A 3,790-nucleotide genomic window follows, 5' to 3' on the forward strand; every position below is an offset into this window, starting at 1 on the left:
GAAAACCGGTGCGGGGCCGGCCGGGCGTGGGGGGAGGGCCGGGCCGCTTCTGTCTTCACCGCCGTGCCTGCACGAACTTCACCGCCCTGCCTGCACGAACTTCACCGGCCCTGCCCGCACGAAGCCACGAGCACGTGGGCCATTACGCACCGCGCAACCATTGGCCCATGCGCCTGGCAGGAGCATGATGAGGCGGCTGGTTCCCGGGATACCAATGGATACGGATGGGGTGTGTGCCGCGGTGGTGCCTCGAATACGCAGCTTCGCGCTGGTCGCTGTGGGCGCGCTGGTGCTGGCGCCGCTGGCGGGCTGCGGGCCCCAGGGGGACCCCGGGGCCGGGCGGGCGGCGAACGCTCCCGCCGGCTCCTCCCTCGCGGGCAAGGCCGCCCCGCCGGCCCTCCCCGTGCCGCACGGTGACGGCAGCCGCGTCCCGGACGACTTCAACGGCGACGGCCACCGCGATCTCGTCCTCGACGACCTGGTCAAGGCGGCGGGCGCGGGCCACGACGACGACGCGGGCATCGGCATCGTCTACGGCTCCGCCAAGGGCGTCCCGACCCCCTCGGTACGCCGCCTCCTCACCCCCCGCGCGAACGGCGCCCGCGTCGCCGGCACACTCCCCTCCGCCTTCGACGCCGCCACCTCCTGCGACCTCGACAAGGACGGCTTCAGCGACCTGATCGTGGCCACGGACCCCCCGTACAACGGCATCGGGCGCCCGCCCGTCCCCCTCCAGCTGCTGTTCGGCGGCCCGGCCGGCCTCGGCGGCAAGGCGGTCGTCCTCCGCATCCCCGATCAGGCGCGCTACGGCAACGAATGGCCCGACCACCCCGTCTGCGGCGACTACGACGGCGACGGCGCCCAGGACCTGGCGGTCACCGCGAGCGGCGGCCAGGTCAGCTATCTGCGCGGCCCGTTCACCCGCGCCGGCGCCCCGCGCGCCGCCGAGCCCCCGGTCCCGGGCGCCGGCCCCGTACTCGCCGCGCCCGCCCCCGACGCCGACCCGAACGGCGACGGCTACGACGACCTCGTCCACTCCACCCGCCCCCTCACCCCCGGCACGGCGGCCAGGGGCAAGCTGCTGCTGGGCGGCCCGAACGGCCCCGGCCGCCCCGGCGGTACGTACCGCTTCCAGGCCGTCAGCCTGCCGCCCGCGCCCCCGCTCCCGGCCGGCGAGGCCGCCGCCACCACCGAGCTCCTCCGGTACGCGGACTTCGACGGCGACAAGCGCGCGGATGTCGTGACGCGTACGCACAGGGGCGAGAAGGCCGATGTCATCGCGGTCTACCCGGCGTCCGGAGACCGCACCCACCCCTTGATCACCTTCAGCACGTCGATCTTCCTCGCGCCGGCCTCCGGCTGACCCCCCAGGGGTCCCCTAGGGGATGTCACAGGTCGGCCGCAAAGGCCCCCCTCTTCCCCGGCCCCGGACACCGGACACCGCGGGAACGGGTACGTTCGAATGCGTGGCTGGATTCAGGATCGGACGCGGCCGGGACAACAACCGCACCCCGCACCCGCAACAACAACCGCAGCAGGCAGCGCCTCCGCCGCCGTACGGACAGTACGGAGGCGGCGGGGCCGCGCCCCCTTACCCACCGCAGCAGCAGTGGCCGCAGACGGGCGGCGGGCAGCAGCAGCCCCACGGCGAGCCGGAGTACTTCGGCGACCCGTACCCGCAGCAGCACCACGGACCGCAGGGCGGCGCACCGTACGGCCCCGGCCCCGGTGACCCGTACGCCAACAACCCCGGTCACACCCAGGCCTTCAGCGTCGACGAGGACGCCTACGGCGGCGGCTCCACGTACCGCGCCGGCACCGCTCCCGCGCCCGCGGGCCCGCGCCTGCACTGGAAGGAGCTGCTGAGCGGCATCGTGCTGCGCCCGGGCCCCACGTTCCTGCAGATGCGGGACTACCCGGTCTGGGGTCCGGCGCTGGTCGTCACGTTCGTCTACGGCCTGCTCGCGATCTTCGGCTTCGACCAGACCCGCGAGGAGGCGATCAACGCGCCGTTCTCGACCGCGCTCGTCTCCGTACTCGTCACGGGCGTGGCCTTCGTCATCGGCAGTCTGATCCTCGGCGCGGTCACCCACACCCTGGCCCGCCAGCTCGGCGGCGACGGCGCCTGGCAGCCGACCGTCGGCCTCTCCATGCTGATCATGTCCCTCACGGATGCACCGCGGCTGCTCTTCGCCCTCTTCCTGGGCGGCGAGAACTCGCTGGTGCAGGTGGTGGGCTGGGTGACCTGGCTGGCGGCGGGCGCGCTGTTCACGTCGATGGTGAGCAAGTCGCACGACCTGCCGTGGCCGAAGGCGCTGGGCGCGTCGGCGCTCCAGCTGATCGCGCTGCTGTCGATCATCAAGCTCGGCACGATCTGAGCCGGAGAACGATGAAAGGGCCCCCGCCGCAAGGCTGGGGCCCTTTTTCACATGCGTGTCCACGCCCACGGGACTGGTTGGTCCCTCGCCGCCGCGGCGTTCCCGGCGCGCCGTGCGGGCGTCCCGGACGCGGTCCCGGGGGCGATCTTGACCCGTCGGCCGGAGAATGATTCCGGCGGACTCGCTCTCAGGCGACGGCGTGCTCCGAGGTTCCGGGGTCTGGAGGTCGTGGGCCATGCAGTCACGAACTCGTGGCCATCCGTAACGTAGCGGCGCGGCTGAGAGCCGCCTGCCCGAAAGGCTGATCGGTGATGGCGGACGAGCGAGCCGAACGCATCGCGGAGTTCATCAGGCCGCTGCGGGTGAAACCGGGCTCGAAGGTGAACCTGGGCCGGGACTTCGATCCCCGCTACAGGGCCGGCCTGAAGAAGCGCGAAGGGGTCGAGCTGCTGCAGACCGGGGTGTCCCTGCTGGCCGAGTACCAGGAGCGGCTGGCCGCCCAGGACACGTACGGCGTGCTGCTCTGTCTCCAGGCGCTCGACGCCGGGGGCAAGGACGGGACGATCCGCCACGTCATGAGCGGCGTCAATCCCCAGGGCGTGCGGGTCAGCAGCTTCAAGGTGCCCTCCAGCGAGGAACTCGACCACGACTACCTGTGGCGTTACGCCCGTCGGCTCCCCGCGCGCGGAGAGATCGCCATCTTCAACCGCTCGCACTACGAGGAAGTTCTCGTGGTGCGCGTGCACTCCGAGAACCTCGTCCGGCAGAAGCTGCCGGACGACGCGCGCGGGCCGGGTGTGTGGGACCGCCGCTACCGCGAGATCAACAACTGGGAGCGCTACCTCACGGACAACGGGTTCAAGGTGGTGAAGATCTTCCTGAACCTCTCCAAGGAGGAGCAGCGCATCCGCTTCATGAAGCGGATCGACCTGCCGGAGAAGAACTGGAAGTTCTCCGCGGCCGACGTCCGGGAGCGGCGCCGGTGGGACGACTACCAGCACGCGTTCTCCGAGATGCTGTCGGCAACCAGCACGAAGTGGGCGCCCTGGTACGTCGTGCCGGCGGACCGGAAGTGGTTCGCGCGGATATGCGCGGCGGCGGTGCTCGCGCACACGCTGATGGACATCGATCCCCAGTACCCCGAGGTGGGAGAGGAGGTCCGGAGGGATCTGCTCGCGACCAAGCGGGAGCTGGAGCAGGAGGCCCCCGCAGGGGCCCCGGCCGATCCGTATGCCTCCCGGCATCCGGCGGCCGCCCGGGCCGGGAGAGACGGAGGCACACGCGCACGCGGCGCCGATCGGCCGGCGGAGAAGAAGCGCGGCTAAGGGCTGTCCCGTAATCCCCGGTGGATCAGCGCGCGGCGTCAGATGCGGTGCATCGCAAGGCGGAGGGTCGTCCTCATACTGGGCGTA

The 3,790-nt window shown here is 72.0% G+C and carries 3 protein-coding genes; all 3 read left to right on the forward strand.

Features of this window, described 5'->3' with window-relative positions; genetic code table 11:
- The first annotated feature begins 214 nt into the window (after window positions 1-214).
- The 3 genes from ACWGI8_RS41225 (at window position 215) to ACWGI8_RS41235 (ending at window position 3,703) form a co-directional block, all read left to right on the forward strand.
- Window positions 215-1,363, forward strand: a complete 1,149-nt coding sequence (locus ACWGI8_RS41225) for an FG-GAP repeat domain-containing protein (protein ID WP_453668582.1) — start codon at window positions 215-217, stop codon at window positions 1,361-1,363.
- A 103-nt stretch (window positions 1,364-1,466) separates the two neighbouring features.
- Window positions 1,467-2,378, forward strand: coding sequence for a Yip1 family protein (locus ACWGI8_RS41230; RefSeq protein ID WP_453668583.1), 912 nt, complete (start codon window positions 1,467-1,469; stop codon window positions 2,376-2,378).
- A gap of 311 nt (window positions 2,379-2,689) precedes the next feature.
- Entirely contained in the window at window positions 2,690-3,703 is a 1,014-nt protein-coding gene (locus tag ACWGI8_RS41235) for a polyphosphate kinase 2 family protein (RefSeq protein WP_453668584.1), read from the forward strand.
- Window positions 3,704-3,790 lie beyond the last annotated feature (87 nt).

This window comes from Streptomyces sp. NPDC054841 (assembly GCF_053611045.1).

What these genes read in the sequence shown, in the direction of transcription:
- ACWGI8_RS41225 (WP_453668582.1), top strand. Translation starts at nt 215, where the DNA reads ATGGATACGGATGGGGTGTGTGCCGCGGTGGTGCCTCGAATACGCAGC.
- ACWGI8_RS41235 (WP_453668584.1), top strand. Translation starts at nt 2,690, where the DNA reads ATGGCGGACGAGCGAGCCGAACGCATCGCGGAGTTCATCAGGCCGCTG.